This window comes from Paenibacillus gallinarum (assembly GCF_014836635.1).
Taxonomy (GTDB): domain Bacteria; phylum Bacillota; class Bacilli; order Paenibacillales; family Paenibacillaceae; genus Paenibacillus; species Paenibacillus gallinarum.
In genome coordinates, this window is record NZ_JACSQL010000005.1 from 84,438 (window position 1) to 102,407 (window position 17,970).

Annotated in this window: 9 protein-coding genes; all 9 read right to left on the reverse strand. The window is 40.3% G+C overall.

Annotated features, from left to right (window positions below):
- Positions 1–1,161: a sensor histidine kinase gene (locus tag H9647_RS12865; protein ID WP_191800518.1), complete on the reverse strand. Its 1,161-nt coding sequence runs from the start codon at positions 1,159–1,161 to the stop codon at positions 1–3.
- Between the two features lie 47 nt (positions 1,162–1,208).
- Positions 1,209–3,920 carry a stalk domain-containing protein gene (locus H9647_RS12870; protein WP_191800520.1) on the reverse strand — a complete coding sequence of 904 codons (2,712 nt, stop codon included), beginning with the start codon at positions 3,918–3,920 and terminating at the stop codon, positions 1,209–1,211.
- Between the two features lie 306 nt (positions 3,921–4,226).
- The gene (metK, locus tag H9647_RS12875) at positions 4,227–5,429 is read right to left on the reverse strand and encodes a methionine adenosyltransferase (RefSeq protein WP_191800522.1); all 1,203 of its coding nucleotides are present in this window, start codon (positions 5,427–5,429) and stop codon (positions 4,227–4,229) included.
- A 237-nt stretch (positions 5,430–5,666) separates the two neighbouring features.
- On the reverse strand, positions 5,667–5,942 hold the full coding sequence (locus H9647_RS12880) for an alpha/beta-type small acid-soluble spore protein (RefSeq protein ID WP_191800525.1): 276 nt from the start codon (positions 5,940–5,942) through the stop codon (positions 5,667–5,669).
- 323 nt (positions 5,943–6,265) lie between these two features.
- A complete protein-coding gene (locus H9647_RS12885) occupies positions 6,266–6,793 on the reverse strand; it encodes a hypothetical protein (protein ID WP_191800527.1) in 528 nt (175 codons plus the stop codon).
- Between the two features lie 144 nt (positions 6,794–6,937).
- Complete coding sequence (locus tag H9647_RS12890; RefSeq protein ID WP_191800529.1) at positions 6,938–9,772, reverse strand: hypothetical protein; 2,835 nt, start codon at positions 9,770–9,772, stop codon at positions 6,938–6,940.
- A gap of 132 nt (positions 9,773–9,904) precedes the next feature.
- Positions 9,905–12,934, reverse strand: a complete 3,030-nt coding sequence (locus H9647_RS12895) for an S-layer homology domain-containing protein (protein WP_191800531.1) — start codon at positions 12,932–12,934, stop codon at positions 9,905–9,907.
- Between the two features lie 493 nt (positions 12,935–13,427).
- Positions 13,428–13,769: a hypothetical protein gene (locus tag H9647_RS12900; RefSeq protein WP_160032731.1), complete on the reverse strand. Its 342-nt coding sequence runs from the start codon at positions 13,767–13,769 to the stop codon at positions 13,428–13,430.
- A gap of 146 nt (positions 13,770–13,915) precedes the next feature.
- A complete protein-coding gene (locus tag H9647_RS12905; protein ID WP_191800533.1) occupies positions 13,916–17,890 on the reverse strand; it encodes an S-layer homology domain-containing protein in 3,975 nt (1,324 codons plus the stop codon).
- Positions 17,891–17,970: the final 80 nt, after the last annotated feature.

Consider the following 17,970-nt stretch of genomic DNA (forward strand, 5'->3'; position numbering starts at 1 on the left):
TTACTCCTTTCCCTTCTCCACGTTTGTCGGGATATGAATCACGATCTTAGTGCCTTGATTTTCTCCTGATTCAATCTCCATTCGGCCTTCGAGCAGTTCTACCCTTTCCCGCATACCTATGAGTCCAAAATGAGAATGATCCTTACTTCTCTCCTCTAATTTCTCTGGTTTAAATCCAAGGCCGTTATCCTGCACGACGATCTTGACCAGCTGAGCCTGAAAAGTAATCTCGACTACCACATAAGTTGGATAAGCATGCTTGGCTGCATTCGACAAACCTTCTTGCACTAATCGATAAATCGCTGCCTCCATAGCGGAAGACAAACGGTGTTCTTTCCCTCTAGTTTCAAACAGTGAACGAATTTTGGTTTTTTCCTCAAAATCCTGCACGTATTTACGAAGTGTGGGAATTAAGCCCAGGTCATCCAGGGCCATTGGACGCAAATTGAAAATAACTTTTCGCATTTCTCCAAGGCTAGAACGAACTTGTTTTTTCAAATCTACTATTTCGGCCTGTACCATCTTAAAATCCTGCTTAGCCAGCATTCTTTCTACAATTTCCGTCCTAAGCACTAGGTTAGCAAGCATTTGTGCGGGTCCATCGTGAATTTCACGAGCGATTCTTTTCCGCTCTTCCTCCTGGGCCAAGATGATCTTGAGACCAATCATCTGCCTGTTTTTAGCAGACTCAATAATCCGTGTTACCTGACCCAATTCACCAGACAGATATTCCATGACAACATTCATCTGAGAACCAATTGTCTCGGCTCTTTCTACAGATGCCTCGATACTGCGCGCACGTTTTTGCAAATCATCACGGCGAGCTTTGAGGTACATTTCTTTTTCTCTGTAAATCATCAAATCCAGCTGCAACTGCGTAGCCTTTTCATAGGCTTGCTTGATATCATGTTCAGAGAATCGGACAAAATCTCGGCTGACTTCGGTCAGCCGGATTCGAGACCTGCGGAAATTGAGTTCCAGTTGATCTACCTTTTCAATCGTTTCGGCCGTCTCTTTCAGTATGGATTGAACCTCCTGATTAAGTGCTTTAAGCTCGGTACGAGACGAATCCATGATTTCAAAAATTTGATATTTACTACTTTCCATGACCTGCATGGCGTTTTTTATAACGCGATCGAGAGCATCTGCTTGAAAGTCCACGTATTTTCGACTCCATTCCTAACGTTTCCAGGATATATCATACCATATCACGAGTCGATGGTGACGGTCTTCGTTTTCTGTTCCCATTTTACAGTCAGTCCAAGCTGTTCAGAAACAAGTCTTAGAGGGACTAAAGTCCTACCACCTGATATATAAGGTGCCACACTCGCGTTCTGACGTTGCCCATTGATTACAAATTCTTTCTGGCCAACCGTCAGATCTATTAATTTACCACCGCGCAGAATGGTCACTCGCTGGTTTTTACTATCCCAGGTTGCCTGTCCCCCAAACACATCAAGCACATGCTTAATAGGAATGTAGGTAGCATTATTTTTCAGTACGGGCGCTGCATCAATGGTTCTCTTTTGACCGTTAAATAACATCGATTTTTGTCCTAAAACAAGCTTGGCGACTCCCTCAGGCAGACCAGCCTCACTTGATAGAGATGGCATTGTAAATGCTATATTATCAAATGCAACGGTTCCTGTCATGGCTCGCTCGTCCTGTCCTTCATCCAAATTCACTACATAAACCCGTTTTAATTTGGCCGGATATGAGATATCCGAACTACTTAAGTCCACATTCAGCTTTTTCCATCCCGACCAATCTATATTTCTTGCCAAATCTACATACACCGTTTTCCCCTTCGCATCGGTAAGTTCTGCCCGTAGCCAGTTCAGGCTGTGATCTCCAAGAACATCTACCGATAAAGCAGTGGCTGCAGATTCAATCGTTTTGCCGGATGTCCCATTCAGCTGAGCGTAAGCATACATTTTACCACTTCCGCCGGTCATATCATAGCTGAGCTGAAGCACTTTGGATCCTGCCTTTTCCCCGGTTCCATTCACTACTCCCGCTGTTCCCGTTACCCCTGTAGCATTCGTAGTAAACTGGACTCCGTAACTTACATTCTCGAAGTCTTCCCATATACTTTCTCCTGCAGCGGACAGGACTACTACCGTACTAAATCCATCATAACGACCAATCGCGTAACCGACAGTTGCCCCTGTATTAATAGAAGAAACCGTTAATTTATCTCCCTTCACGCTGCCTTTAAAACCAATAAACTCCCATTTCAGTGCATCCGCGCTGAGAGAAACGGTTTGTCCATCTTTGGTTGTTGCAGTTACCGGAATATCGATGCTGGTTCCTGCTTGTAATGAGCCCGTACCCGAACCGGCTTTAAGTGCAGTCAGATTGCTTCCACCTACTACAGTCACATTAATCTTGCTATTAGCTGATCCACTTACCGCAGTAAGTGTAGCTGTGCCGCCGCCCACTGCTTTGATCTTTCCGCCACTTGTACTGATTACCTTGCCATTACTTGATTTCCAGGTAACAGAGGTTGTGCCCACATCGTAAGGGTTGTAGTACGTGTCATAACCTTTCAGGCTATACTCTGCCTCCTGTCCTACAAGAAGAGAAGAAGAACCGCTGATGGCAAGCCCCTTCAATTTTCCTGCGGGAGCGAGAGAATACACACCAAGGCCATTTACAACCGCACGCTGTTCAGTCCCATATTCTGTTGGAAAAGCAAGACCTGTAGCCGTCACTCCGAGCGGTCTCGTAATCATGGTAGTGGAACCCCCACCATCCAGGTTCATTCCTTTCCAGATCCCGATACTCGTCATAAAGGATTGCATTTCTTTTAAGGACATCCCGCTGCTTGCACTATTATCTTGTATAGCGATCAGATAAGCATACCGATTATCCTTCGAATAACCTACAGCCGTCCGTGCGCGGTAACCTCCAATGCTTGATGTATCACGGGAGAAAGAAGTTGCTTTCCCGCTGTTAACTAGAATCGTATGTCCGCCGATCATCATTTGCAGCGTATCTGGGTTTACCTTTTGACCCGTCGTCTTCGCTACTAACTTATAATCCGTATTTACTGCCTGTCCGACTGTGAGGTTTGCAACCAACCAATCCGCTGCTTTACCATGAGCACGCAAGATGTAACCGTCTGCCGGAATCGTTGTACTTAGTGCACTTTTGTCTGATATTTCTTTGACCACGCCATTCTGTACTAGCACTTCGGTCGGTGTTGTAGAAGGGTCGTTAGGGCGTTTAGGAGAAGTCCATGCCGAGGTATATATGTATATCGAATTGGCGTGGCTGTATTTAACACTTCCTGATTCGAGATAATAATCTTCCTTATTCATACCCCGTATAGGATGAGTAGCTCCACTGGATGCCTGGACAGAACCTTCAAAGCTGTATTCATCAATCATTGGCTTACCCTCATTGCTTACCGTCATCGCATACATCCCGGTTAGCTCAGACGGGGTAGACATCAGTGTGCCACTTGCAATCTGACCGCCGATCGGTGCAAGTTCACCGCTCACGTTAAAATAATCGCCGTTCACACCTGCAACGGCTCCTGTTTCTTTTACCATGCCACCTGTGCTTTGTTTACTATTAAATGTGCCACCCTTGCCTGTCATCACATCAAGCTTTACATATGGATTATTCAGATCTACCTCAATGACATTCGCAAGAATATTTGTTTTGACATTTGAGCGTGTTGTTGTGAATTGATAATTTATCATTTTGGCACCGGACGTAATCATCTCTTCGGATAGCTTTGTTGTACTCGCCGCTGCTTGCGCTATATTCGTTATAGGAAGGCTCATATTCCAGGCTCCACTCGATCCAAGAACCGGAGTGACCCACAGAACGCCTGCGATCGTAATAATAAACCATTTTTTCTTCCTGCTATCCTTCTGTTGTTTCCCCGTTTGCATTCGTTTTGCTCCCATAGAAAAGCGACTCTCCCATCTTGTTTTGCAGTATCTAATAGATTCAGCCCCGAAACTCTTAAGGAGAGTACGGAGCTGAAGACATTTTTATCCTCTACTTAATAGACTGTAAAAAATGGAAAAAGTTACGCTCTTTTTGAAGATTCCTTATTTCGAGTTACCCATTGTCAGCATCCTGCTTCTCCAGAAGAAGGATATTCAGCGCCTTTCTGGGGAAAATAAAGCGGAACATCAAAAAAACCTTCGATGATAACAATCATCGAAGGTTTAATGTGTAGAAACTTCATAAAATGAAGTTCTAATATATTAGATGCCTGCTTGGGATTGCAAAGCTTCCACTTTGTCAACGCGTTCCCAAGGTACATCCAAATCTGTACGGCCAAAATGTCCGTAAGCAGCTGTTTGTTTGTAAATCGGACGACGCAAGTCCAACATGCGAATGATGCCCGCTGGGCGAAGATCGAAGTTATTGCGAACGAGTTCTACAAGCTTCTCTTCACTAACTTTACCCGTGCCGTATGTATCGACATTGATCGATACTGGGTTTGCTACACCAATTGCGTAAGCAAGCTGAATTTCTACTTTGTCTGCAAGTCCAGCAGCTACGAGGTTTTTAGCCACATAACGTGCTGCATAAGCTGCAGAACGGTCCACTTTTGTAGGATCCTTACCGGAGAAAGCACCGCCGCCATGACGAGCATAACCGCCATACGTATCTACAATAATTTTACGTCCTGTAAGACCTGCATCACCTTGAGGTCCACCGATAACGAAACGACCTGTTGGGTTGATGAAGTACTTGGTTTCATCGTCAAGCAGATTAGCTGGAACTACAGGAAGGATAACCTTCTCTTTAATGTCAGCTTGAATTTGCTCAAGTGTGATTTCTTCCGCATGCTGTGTGGATACAACGATCGTATCAACACGAACAGGCTTGTCTCCATCATATTCAATGGTAACTTGTGTTTTACCGTCTGGACGAAGGTATTCAAGCGTACCATTCTTACGTACTTCTGCCAAACGACGAGCAATACGGTGAGACAAAGCAATCGGAAGCGGCATCAGTTCTTCAGTCTCGTTGGTTGCAAAACCAAACATGAGTCCTTGATCCCCTGCACCAATGTTTTCAGTCTCTTTATCCATTTGATCTGGATCACGGTTCTCAAGTGCTGCGTTAACGCCTTGAGCGATATCTTTCGATTGCTCATTCAGAGATGTTAGTACTGCAGACGTTTGATAGTCGAAACCATATTTTGCACGAGTATAACCGATTTCTTTGATGGTATTACGTACAATCGACGGAATGTCGATATAATCAGCAGAGGAGCTGATTTCTCCGATGACAAGTACGAGTCCAGTAGCTACAGATACTTCACACGCAACACGTGCATTGGGATCAGCTTCAAGAAACGCATCAAGAACGGCGTCGGAAATTTGGTCACAGATTTTATCTGGATGTCCTTCAGTTACGGACTCAGATGTGAATAAGTGGCGCCCTTTAACAGACATAGTAGTTTCAACCTCCCACGTATATGGATTTGTATGGTATAAGCCATCACTTTTATCCTATACAAAAAATGAACCTTTCCCGAAACGGAAAAGGTTGCAATACATCCTCATACGACATATTAACGTATTTGTCAATCGGTGTCAATCAATGCTGAAATCAAGTTATTTCCACAATTTTTTAAAGAATTTTTGAACTTTCTTGGTGATTTTATTTAATCTGCTCATTATTCATTCACCTCACAGTCTAAGTCCGGCTGCATGCAACTCTGCAGAACGAACCAATCGTTTTGTCATTTCTCCACCTATGGAGCCATTCTCGCGGGAAGTTAGATGTCCCCATCCGGAGTAAGTGTGGTTCCCACTCATTGAGCCCAGCTCATCACCGAATTCTGCATCCAGATCTTTTCCGGTGTATCCACCAACTTGGATGCCAAACTCTGCGGCAATCTCATATTTCATCTGGTCCAACATCTGGCGGCTCTCCGGTACAAGCTTGCGATTATTTCTTGGCATAGTATGATTGCACCTCCTGCATTATGATCTTGCAGGTATAGTGTCTGCAGTTGGGATGAATATAGACTGGTGAAGTATTGTTACTTTTGGGAAAATGAAGCGAATCGATCTTTGGAGTATAAATCTACAGTGGTTTACATCTGGCCATTGCGAAAAAAATTGCTTCCTATATATAAGGGGAAAATACGAGTCTTTTTTCTAATGAGGAAGAACCTTTTATGAAAACAAAAAAAATGTTTCGCTTCATATATAATATGAAGCGAAACATCGCATACTAATGATGATTAGGAAGAAAATATCCTTTTTATGAGTCCTGCTTGTTACTACTGGAGCTTATAAGATCCGCGAACCATTACGGTCAGGTTATACTTGTTCCCTTGCACGACTTCGATTCCACGACCTTCACGAGGGAAGGATAATAAGTGGTTATTCGTAATCGCTGTTCCATTACCAAGGTCTACACCTTGAGTTAAATCTGCCACACCGTTGCTGTCTGCGGAGTAAATGACAGCTTTACCGCTACGTACAATAAACTCGGTACCTGCACCGGCAATCAGACGCTGTCCTGGTTTCACAACAACGATCTTGAGTTCATCTCCAGCATTAGTACTTGGTGTACTTATACTTGGTTTAGAAGGTTCTGTAGGAGCCGTGCTTGTACTTCCTCCGCTGCCTTGTCCTGCATTTTTAATAGCTTGATCTACATAACTCTTCGTAACGACAGGGTCATCTGCTGTACCTGGCTGGGACGTAACAGATGCACCTTCAGCTGAGATATTCATGATCGAACCAATCCATATGCCACTGCCTACGGCGATGGTTGCCATACCTATTTTCCACATGCGTTTCATGATGTTCCTCCTTTAAATCTTTCAAACCTTGTTTCTATAACTCTAATGATAGAGGGTATCATGCTAGTAGACAAGAAAAAGTTACCAAATCAATATAATCATGATATAGATCTTTATCTACAGCTAAAGTTGTTATTTGCTATACTACTCATTTGTCGGCATATCCACCGGAATTCGATTTGGATTATAGTACATCGATTGACCTGCTATTTTGTACTTCTCTCCTTGGAAAAGATCATAGATCGAGATTTGATAGGTTCCTCCTCTACGATCTTCAAATACCCGATCATCAATAGCCCAAGAAAGCAGCTGATTCGTTCCAAGCTTGAGATCTGTAGCAGGTACCAGTTCCTTCGTGAACACTCGTCCGGTCACATCTGCAATTTCCACGACCAGTTTATGTTCACTTTCCGGCAAATCGTATGCATCATCTACTGTTAACGTATAATACCACTCAATCGCTACACTGCTGCCACCAGATAAGTAAGCATCAAATGTGTGTGTTTTGATCTGATAAGGGTATAGTTCCACTTGTTCAATCTTCGTGAGTGCAGTGAGCTGTTCTGGTGCAATTTCGAGTGATGCTGCATTCACATAACCCGTAGGCTCTTCCTTGATGGAAGTCAGTTTATCTTCCGTTACACCTTCACCGACAATTAGCCTCATATCTGAGACGGTGACACGTTTCGGGATTTTCGCCCACATGGTCACAATACTCTTATCTTCCGGACCTGCAGGATATTCAATCTGTTTCACGTTTGTTTTAAAATAAAGCCCGCTCGAAGACTGATAATATCCGCTGAGCTGCGATAACTCCGTCTGGCGGTTTTCTAAATTAGTCACTTCAAGCTCGGTATACACAAGGTCCGTACTTGTACCTGGGTATACTACCGTTTTTCTGGTTTTTACTTCCGCTTTTTTACCAAGTGTAGTAAGGGTGAATTCTTTATTTTTTTCAATCTTTGGAACGTCAGGGATGGCCCCAATATTCGTCAGCTTCAACCATTCAAAAGACTCTTCTCCTACCTTCTCTTCTAAAGATACTTGTAGCTGAGCAATATCTAAGGATGTCGGTACTTTTGTTAATAGATACAAGTCGATCGACTGACCTGGACCGAGCAAGGATGCAGCCTGGCTTTTTATCAGCTTCGTACTTGTTATGTCTTTTGCTGAATCCACCGTAAAGGCTCCCTGCAGTTCAGGAAGGCGCAGCGTTTTGACAGAAGTATTCTTCACAGTCAGCTTAGCAGACAAAAGATCTCCGTCTGTCCAAGGCAAACGCTGAATAGATGACCAGGTCACTCCATACGTGCCATCATCGCTTTTCACCGTTGTTTCCGATCCTAATGTATTCTGTAATGATGACGGCCTAGGTAAGATGTAGACCCCTGCTGGGTAGCTGAAAGAAGGTTCCTTTTTCTCCGGATCTTTAGGTACATTCATTTGCAGTTTAAGTGCACCTTGGGCAACAGCATAGGAAACTGAGATATCCAGCTTAATCGTCTTTTCTTCATCCGGTTTCAGCGTCACATTCTCAAGTGCCTTTGTAGTAATGGGATAAGATTTGCCCGTTCCACTTAGTAAAACAAACTCATACTTAGGTACAGTGATCGTCTGTTTCGCTGTATTTTTCAAATGAAATCGAATGGATAGATCGTTTTTGTCATAACTTTGGTTGACTGTTGCTCCTTCGAGCGTCGTTTGCAGTTTTTGACCATCTACATCGACTTCTCTTACCTTAAAAGGAGCCGTCGCAACGATCTTCGTTGTACTTGCTTTAGGCAGCTCTAATGTGGCTAGAGGCAGTACCGTCTTCGCCTCGCCTTCTTCCTCCACGAGTACTAACTCTGCTCCCGTCAGTTTTACAGCTTTAGGAATGGTTGTGAGCAACTTTATCGTCTTGTTCTCCTGTGGCTGAATATTAAATGGCGCAGCTTCAGTACTTACCGTTTCAGCTATAAGCGGATAATTACTTCCACCAGCCGTTCTCAGCACCCATTTCGCCGTTGGATTCTCTAGCATTTTATAACCGACATTATGCAGATCCACCGTCACTTCTGCATAGTTATATTCGTTCACCGGATGTACTGCTAGTTTGGTTACTTTGACTTTAACAGGGGTGTCTCCCAAACGAATGGATTTGGACTTATTTACAGGTGTAGATAGTGTATAGGATGCCGGTACATTGAAGTGTCCCAGGCTGCTCTCATAATTCGGCTTACTGAAATCCCACTTCACGATTTGAAACAAAAGATCGCTAACGTTCACGCTCTTTCCTACTTTTACGAGATACGTTACATCAAGAGTAGAGCCTGCGGCTACGCTCTTCTTGTCCTTGTCACGTGTAATTAGGCTCGGAGAATATAGCGTTCCGCCCTTTGTTTTTACCTTTGTCCAATAGTCGATGAGCATGAGATTCTTGCTGTCATTGTTCTGATAGGTGAGGGTATACGAGATGGTCTTACCATCTTCTTGTGTGAGTACATTGAGGTCGGTTAATTTCACTACACTTTTTGAGGTTAATTTAACTGATTTTAGGTTAGACAGAGTATGTAGGGTTTTGTTTGTTTTTGTTGTGGTGGAACTGGACTTTGCTTTTGCAGAGGTATTGGCTGACGTACTCTTTGATGTGCTGTTTCCCGTAGATGCTGTCTTTATTATGGAATTAGCAATAGTAGTTGAGGAACTCCCCAATAACTGTGGATGAGAATTAGACTCAGTGAATAATAGAGTGGAAGGATATAAGATATTTGTGCTTCTTGTATTTTCTTCTAATGAGTAGACTATACTGGGTGAACTTTCATACGAATCATTTCCAGTAGTCTGATTTTTCTCTATTAAAGTAGATGAAGAACCAGATGAGATATATTTCGCTTTTCCTAGTTCATTCGTACTTGCACTTACTAGAGTACCTTGTCCAATTACAATAGCTGCAGAAGCAATCCATAGTAACACTTTTTGGTTGTGCTTTCGATCCAAATCAGTAACCCCCATTTATTACCTTATTTTGAAGTTACTATATAGACGCATATAGTGGAGTAAAAGTTTCTTGAAAAAACAAAAAACAGTGAAGACCTCTTAGGTCTTCACTGTTTTTAGAAAAATTAATTATTATTTAAAAACTACAGATTTAGAGAATGATTTCGCTGCATTTCCTTTTCCATCTTTAACTACTTTAGAATCTGCATTGCTTGCGTTCAACTCAACTGTAACAACAGAGTCAGTTGTCAATGCTTTGTCAGTAGTGAAAGTTACAACGAGATCTTTACCATCAGCACGGTATTCAACATTACTTACAGTCACACCAGTAACAGCAGCACTAACAACGTTAGTACCTGATACAGCAGTAATTGCTTCATCAAATGTTACTCTAGCTGTGTAAGTAGTGCCTGATCCAGTAACTTTCAGTGGGTTTTCAGATACGATTGCTGGTGCAATTTTATCTGCTAAATTCTTAGTAAGACCAGAAGCAACTTTAACACCGAATTCTGTTGCTGAATTTGGTTCAGCTGCTGTAACTACAAATGCATAATTCGCAGCATCAGCCGGAAGCACTTTATCGCCTCTCAATACGAAGTTGTATGCACCAGAATTTACACCATCATAAGATACTGCATAAGTGTCGCCTGTCACAGTATTTTTGATTGCAAAGTCGTTTGCATCAATGCTTGACAATTTCGCATCGAATTTAACAGTTATTTTATTATTGGAAACTGCATTAGCTTCAGTAGCTTGAACTGCAGAGTTTGGCTTAGCAGTTACATAACCAACATAACCATTGTTTTTATAAGCAAAGTTTCCTGCTTTATCAGCAACAAGAGTTACACGAATTGCAGAACCTGTATCCGCTACTACCTTTTTAGTATTAGGTACAGTGATTTTCACTGTATCAGAAGTAATCAAGTCAACTGTAGTATCAGTTGGAAGTGCTTCGTAAGTATCAGAAGAAGCAGTCCATTTAACATTGTATTTCGTTTTTTCTAGCACACTACCGGAACCTTCAATAGCCATATCTTTGCTGTAAGTAAGATAGAAGCTCACATCACGTGCTCCATCAGTGTTTTTAGTACCTTCTTCAACCCATGCTGATTTCAGTTCTGGAGTAGTTGTATCACCTACTTCGAAAGTACCAGAATAAGGGAGAATTGTGTTTGGAACATAAGCGTTATCTTGTACACCAGCAACTGCTAATGTATAAGTTCCTTCTTTAAACGTACTAGACAATGTAATAGTAGCTTCTGTTTTATCACTGTTCAATGCGATGTCTCTTACTGGATGTCCAGCAGAATCCAAACCGTTACCAGAGACAACTTTTCCGTCTTTATCTTTAATAGTGTAGTTTTCTTTGCTTGTTGCAAAGTTTACGGACTCACTATATTTAACTTTGAGTGCAACTTCACCGTTGTCTTTAACACTTGTAGTCAAAGAAGCAACTTCTGGACGAATAGTATCCAAAGTAGGTGTGATTTTAACTTCACGAGTAGCACTGTTACCACTGTAATCAGTAGCTCCTTCAACTACGATTGTATTCTCACTTACAGAAAGAGCGTTCTCTCTAGCGAACTCTACTGTAATTTTATTTCCAGAACGAGTCACTTGACCTGTTTTAGAAGAAACACCATTGTATACTTTACCAACTGATTTCAGTGGCTCGTTAAATTCAATTTCAACTTTTGTCAAGTCCGTGGATTTAGAAGTAACAACCGTTGGAGCTTCAGTATCAACTGCTACAGTGAATTCATTTTCGACTGGAGTTACTACAAAGCCAGCGAAATCTCTAACACTGTTTACAGTTAATTTGTGTTCTCCTGTTGCAAGTTCAGTAGTAACTACTACCGTTGTTGGAGAAGTATATTCTACAGATCCAGCAATAGATTTACCATCAATTTTATAGTTCACAGTAGAAATTGCAGTTGCACGATCAACTGGCTCAGAGAACTCAACTTGGAATGCTTTTGTTCCAAGACCTTTAACTTCATTTACTTTAGGGATTGTAACATCTACAGGAGTAAATGTAATCTCTTCAGAGATAGTTTTGGATTTGTCAGAGTTTTTAACACCGTCAACTTTAATTTTCACTGCTTTTTGGTTATCCAATTTGTTAGAATCTGAGTAGTTTTCACCTTTCAGAGTAAGAACAACGGATTTTTTATCTGCAGAAAGCTCAGCAGTGTCAATTGTTTTGGAGAAGGAATAGTTTTTAGTGTTTTCTGCTGTCTCTTCATCCAAATCACCATCAAATGTAACAACTACTTGTTTCAGGTTGTTAGCAGTAACGCTTTGTACTTTAGTAGCTGCAGTTACTACATAAGTTACTTTATATTTATATTCTTTACCTTGGTAAGGGAATGTAACTTCAGTTTCAACGTTAGGCAAGAGTGCTTTAGCCAATTTTGCTGTTGCAACATCACCCGTATTCATTGTAAATTCTACAGCATTACCATTTTCGATAACTTTGTAGGATTCAACTTGAACACTAAGCTCTTGATCAACTGCGTATGCAGCGCCTACAAGAAGAGCACGATCAGCATTAGATTGGAAGTTAGCTTTTGCATCTACCAAACCAGCGTTGATTGCTGCTTGAACATAACCTTTAGCCCATGCAGTTGCAGAGTTGTTAGTTTCAGTTGGTACTTCAAGATCAAGCGCACGTACAAGTACAGTTGCCATTTCTTGAACTGTTACAGGACCGGAAAGGTCAAAGATTTTCTTAGTTGTGTTTTTACCTTCCATGATACCCGCAGCGGATACAGCTTCTACGAAAGGAGCTGCCCAGTGTTTAGCACCGTAGTTTTTGTCTTTGAAAGAGTAAACGCCATTGATTTCTTTCAGACCCAGTGTTTTCGTGATTACTTTCGCGAACTCAGCGCGAGTCATTTGTCTGTCAAGGTGAGCTTGACCGTCTGGGAATCCAGAGAAAATACCTTTTTCTTTCAAATAACTGTATTGTGCATTTACATCAGTAAGACCTGCTTGACCGAATGCTACAGATGCAAACATTGAGAATGCCATTGCTGTAGACAAAGCCACGGATAAAATTTTCTTCATAAACTTTTTTTCTCCTCCTGAAATCATCACATGATTAGTTTTTTTATTTTTATAATTGCTGTTGTTAGTGATCGGGTTGCTCGTGTTACTCATATTTGTTACACCCCCTTCCCAGAGTTAGAGCAAGTATTCCATATAAAATGATGTCTGTGAAATTTCACAGAAACTTGTAAATTAAGCCAAGTATAAATAAAAATAGAGTAGTTACCTAATCTTACCTTTCGTATTATACATTGTGGTAATTAAGCCGTAAAGGGAATTTTTCTAATTAACAGACAATTTTCTCCATTAATTTTAATTTTCTTCCTCTTTGTTTTTGGCTATACATACTAAACGCATTAGTTTCAAAAAAGTTGCGAGTTACACAAAAATTTTTTCTTTATTTTTAAAATAGTGGAAACCAACCTTTATATTTGAATATATACGACTCTTAACAAAGGTTTAGAGCATGTTTAGATTCACAAGATATATAACCATAATTTTCAAGTTTGTACAATGCGAAACAAACTTTCTTAAAAGTCTCTTCTTTTCTCAAAAAACAGAACAAAAAAAGAAGACACCTCGTGGGTATCTTCTTCGTTTCTTATTACTTAATCTTCATTGCCAAATCAATAATACGAGCTCGCATCTGAGGATCTGTATTTAGGTTCGCATACATTTGTTCGATGGGCTCCTTATTCTCTTTGTATGTTTTTTCGTGCTTAATCGTTACATGGGACCAATCAATAAGTTCATTCTCGGAAGCAACCAAATTATTATATGCATCGTGGAAACCTGTCTTCATAACAAGATCTTCCATAACTTCTTGCGTGATTTCTCTAGTTTTCTTGGTTTTCTCAATTTCCATTTCTAGAATAGCAGCTTGTTTTTCAAATTGTGTCTTCGTTTTCATGTAGCCAAGTTGTGCCTTTGAATAAATCGGTTTCATTATATTAATTCACCCTTTAGAAAAATGTGTATTTTCCGTTATTGTATCTTATAATCTATTAAATTACAAAATCTATTCTTTAAGCCTAGCATTGGAAAAGCCAGATAATGCATGTAACAACAGCATTATCTGGCTTTCTAGAATTACTAACTTAAGTTAGTAGGGAATACTTTCGCATATTTTTTCAGAAGCTCCACTGCAATTTTCGCTGCTTCTGCACGAGTAAGGTTCGCATCTGGATTAAACATATACTGTACTTTAGATTGACCGCTTATTGTTGTTGGTGCACCCACCATAATTTTAGCTTTAGATACAGCTAAAACTGCAGGTCTAGCATAATTATCAATTCGGCCTGAATCGATAAACGACTTGGCGAGAGTCTCAGCCAGTTTTGTGTCATTTGCAGCTAATTTTAAATTTGTGGCTCTCGCAATCATCATCGCTGCCTGTTCTCTAGTAAGAGGAGAGTTTGGAGAGAATATCCCGTCACTTACCCCTGTAATGATTCCGGCTCTTGCTGCTGTCTCAATATATTTATAATCCCACACTGCAGTTGAAGAATTTAAATATACATCAACAAAAGTCAGTTTACCCGAATAATTTAAAGGCAGATTCAATCCTTTGACAAGCAAAGTTGCAAATTCTCCTCGAGTAGTTTGATCCTGGGCTCCAAACTGTTCAAACGTTAGATTTTCCATGTATCCCTTGGCATACATTGCATTCAAGATATTCCGAGCCCATGAGTGATTCGTAATGTCTGAATAGCTTTTGCTGAGCTTCATTACTTTGTAGTAACCAAATTGATCAAATGGCACTGTAACTGTATGTTTCTTAGTATCTACGACTCCACCAATTCGTTCCCACTTAGGTCTTGAATCACCCGTCAGGCTTTTCTCTTCTTGAGTAATAGGTATATAACGATATACCGCAATGGTCGATCCAACCTCATCTACTACACTGGAATCATAACTTAGTGTAAGACTACCTCTTAAGCTAGGTGTAATTTTGCGCTCATTTTTAATGTTATTGAACATTCCAGCTACAGAATAAGGCGTAATTCCATTCGTCGACTGAATAGTTGCCCCTTCAACTTCTCCTAACCCTCCACTAATCCAGTAGACATTAGAAATCAGCGAAAAATTTCTAGACTTATCTGTTGATTGGAAATTCAAAAGATCTTCACTAGTTACATTGATAGCCGGATAGCTTGAAGAGTTTGTATCATTACTTGGACCTGGGAGTTTAACGATCTGACCATAGTCATTTCTTCGTTCTACAATCCCATTCTCCGGGTTAGCAATACCAAATAAGATTTTTGTTTCAGGATAAAATTTAGTAATCCCTAAATCTGTTTCTGATTTTAAGATGCTCCCTTTTGGAAAGGAGAGTTCTAAGGATTTATTAAACACACTGTACTTATTTGAGATTTTAGCTGGCATGTACTGTGAATCGACACCTACCGCACCAGCATAATAAATATTGATCGTCTCAGTATAACTTGTTCCACCAGTAGAAATTACTACTTTTATACTATTGTTCTTATCCTGTTTCAATCCTACATAATCCAGTAAATAACGGCTTTCCCCTAACTCAGGGTTTAATACAGCGGGTTCTTTATCTATAACCACCGAGGTAGCGCCTGGAGCATATATATCAAAATGAATAAAGTTTTTGTTTACTACATACTTACCATCTACTGTCGGTTTTGGAGCATAAATATCATAAGGCTTCACTTCACTAATAATAGTTAAATTCTCTGAACTATAAGAACCTGTATTTTTATACACGTTTAAATTGTAGCTATAAGTTCCGGGATTGGTTACATTAAACCCTTGAACTCGTATAACAAAATCTTCCTCATTGCCATAGATCTCATAGGTATATGACTGACCATTGTATGTGAAAGATTTCGGTTTATTATCCGTTGATGCTATTGTAGTCGGAGCAATAATCTGTTTGGTTCCTTCTAATAATTCAAACTTAGAAGCACCACTTCCTCGAAATATCAGGTTATACTGTTTAGCTACCGTTTTATACGTATTATCTCCTTGGTAGTCAAACTCAGGAGAAGCATCGAAGAAACTTTCCACTTCTGTTGGTTCTGCTGGGAATTTTGTATTTCCGACCTTTGCAGGAATGAAATTCTTAATATTCGGTTGATTTTCATCTATGATATAGATAATTAGCTCAGTAATATACGTATCACCATTACCTTTGAGTACGATACGGTTTTCACCATAAACAAGTACCTTAGCTAAATTGGAATCAGTGCTGCTGCTATCCTGCATTGATAAAGGAATTGAGAACTGCCCATCTGTTATGGAAACCCAATTTTTATCTGGTGATTTTACCAGAACACCATTAACATATAAACTTCCATCGATTTTTCCATCCACTATAGGGAAATTCATGTATTGACCCTTAAGGTAAACTTCTATTTTATCAGTATCTTTTGCGTTAACAGATACGATCTGTCCGTTCGTATGGCTGCTAACATGGATTCCTATTTTAGACACAGAATTGATTTTGACTTGTACATTTTTACTATTCGAGCCATAGCTAAAACTCACATTTTGAGCTCCGCTCTTAAATTCACTAACTTTATAGATATATTGATACTTATCAGTCACTTCTCCTACATAACTAACGTTAACTTTTCCTGTCGGGATGTAGTTTGCTGCTAATGTCGCTGTCTTAATATCATTTTTCGTCTCAACTAGAATGTAAAAAGAGCTGCCACTAACCTCTGAATTATTTAAAGTTTTTGCCCCTTCAACAGCGCTTGCTAAAAACTCTTTCTCTTTTACCAAATTCTCTTCAGGGTTAAAACTTGAAGGAAGCAACTGAAGGTTGTTGATATTAATTTGGCCTTTCGCATAAGTAAACTTTAGTGTTCGGCTTGATGTTGAACTGGAAGCGGAATCTTTAGGATATTTTACATCTACATCAAACTGAACTTGATCACTCTTGGAAAAACTAAACTGATTAACGACCAGAGTAATCATTCGATAACTTGGTACGACACCCGCTGTTCCCTGGAATACTTCCTCTGTACCAGGATTAGACCCGATACTCCCGTCTTCGTTCATATTTAAGAAGGTAACGTCACTATTAAGATTAATATCTTTAGTCTGACCATCGATTGTAATTGCAAGTGACCCATTATCTCTAAACGTTGTTCCATTCACATCCTCCAGCAAAAATTGCAAATAAAGCTTCCCTGAAGTAGAGTCTAGTGTCCAAGTTGGATCATCACCTAACAAATCAATTCGGTTATTACCAGATCCGTCGTCTAGATGAGCAGAAGTAATACTGTTACCCGCTTCATAATAATACAACTGATACGGCATATTAACTGTACTGGTACCATCTGTCACTTTAATAACCAAGTTATTTAATCCTGACTTAAGATTCATCTCCGCAGAGTAGAATGTACCATCTTGTAAGAGTGTAGACGGCAAATTCGAACTATTATTTAGAGTGAACTGTACTTTTGTTGCGTTTGCTACTTTACCTTCTACCGTTATTGTCTTATTGGGTACAACTACAGTTGCTCCCTCATTAAGGGTTATTGAATTATAACCCGTCAGTATATTCACATTTTTGATATACGTTGTTGGTTTAAAATACACATAGAAACTTTCATACTTCGAATTACTTCCCGTTACCCCGGAATTGTCACCTTGTATACCGCTAAAGGTGATCTTATTCATCCCTGTATATAACTGTACATTGGCGATGAACTTGTTGTCCGGTGACTCTGAGTCACGTTGGATTGTACCTGTAGTCACCTGATTGGCTACATCCATCCATCCCGAGTTTTCTTTTTCTTGTTTCATCCCTTGTACATCAACACGCATCGTTGAACCTACAATTCTTAGGTATGAACCTTTAATTTCAAAGTTAGACTCTGTTACTTGAAGTGCATCGCTAACTTTGAGTAAATCCGAATCACTTGTACCAAGTCCCTTACCATGAGTTCCTTTCAGTGTTGGATCATCTGGGAAGAAGTAGGTTGGTAACACTGCTGCCTCCGCCTTACTTACCAAACCTGGTGGAAACATAGAGATAACTAACGAGACTAACAGCAGCCATACCATCGGCCGTTTGATGCGCTGCATAAAATCGCTCCTTTATTTTTAATTACCTTCTATATCGGACAGCTATGTAGAAATATGAACCCAAGAACATAAAAAAACCT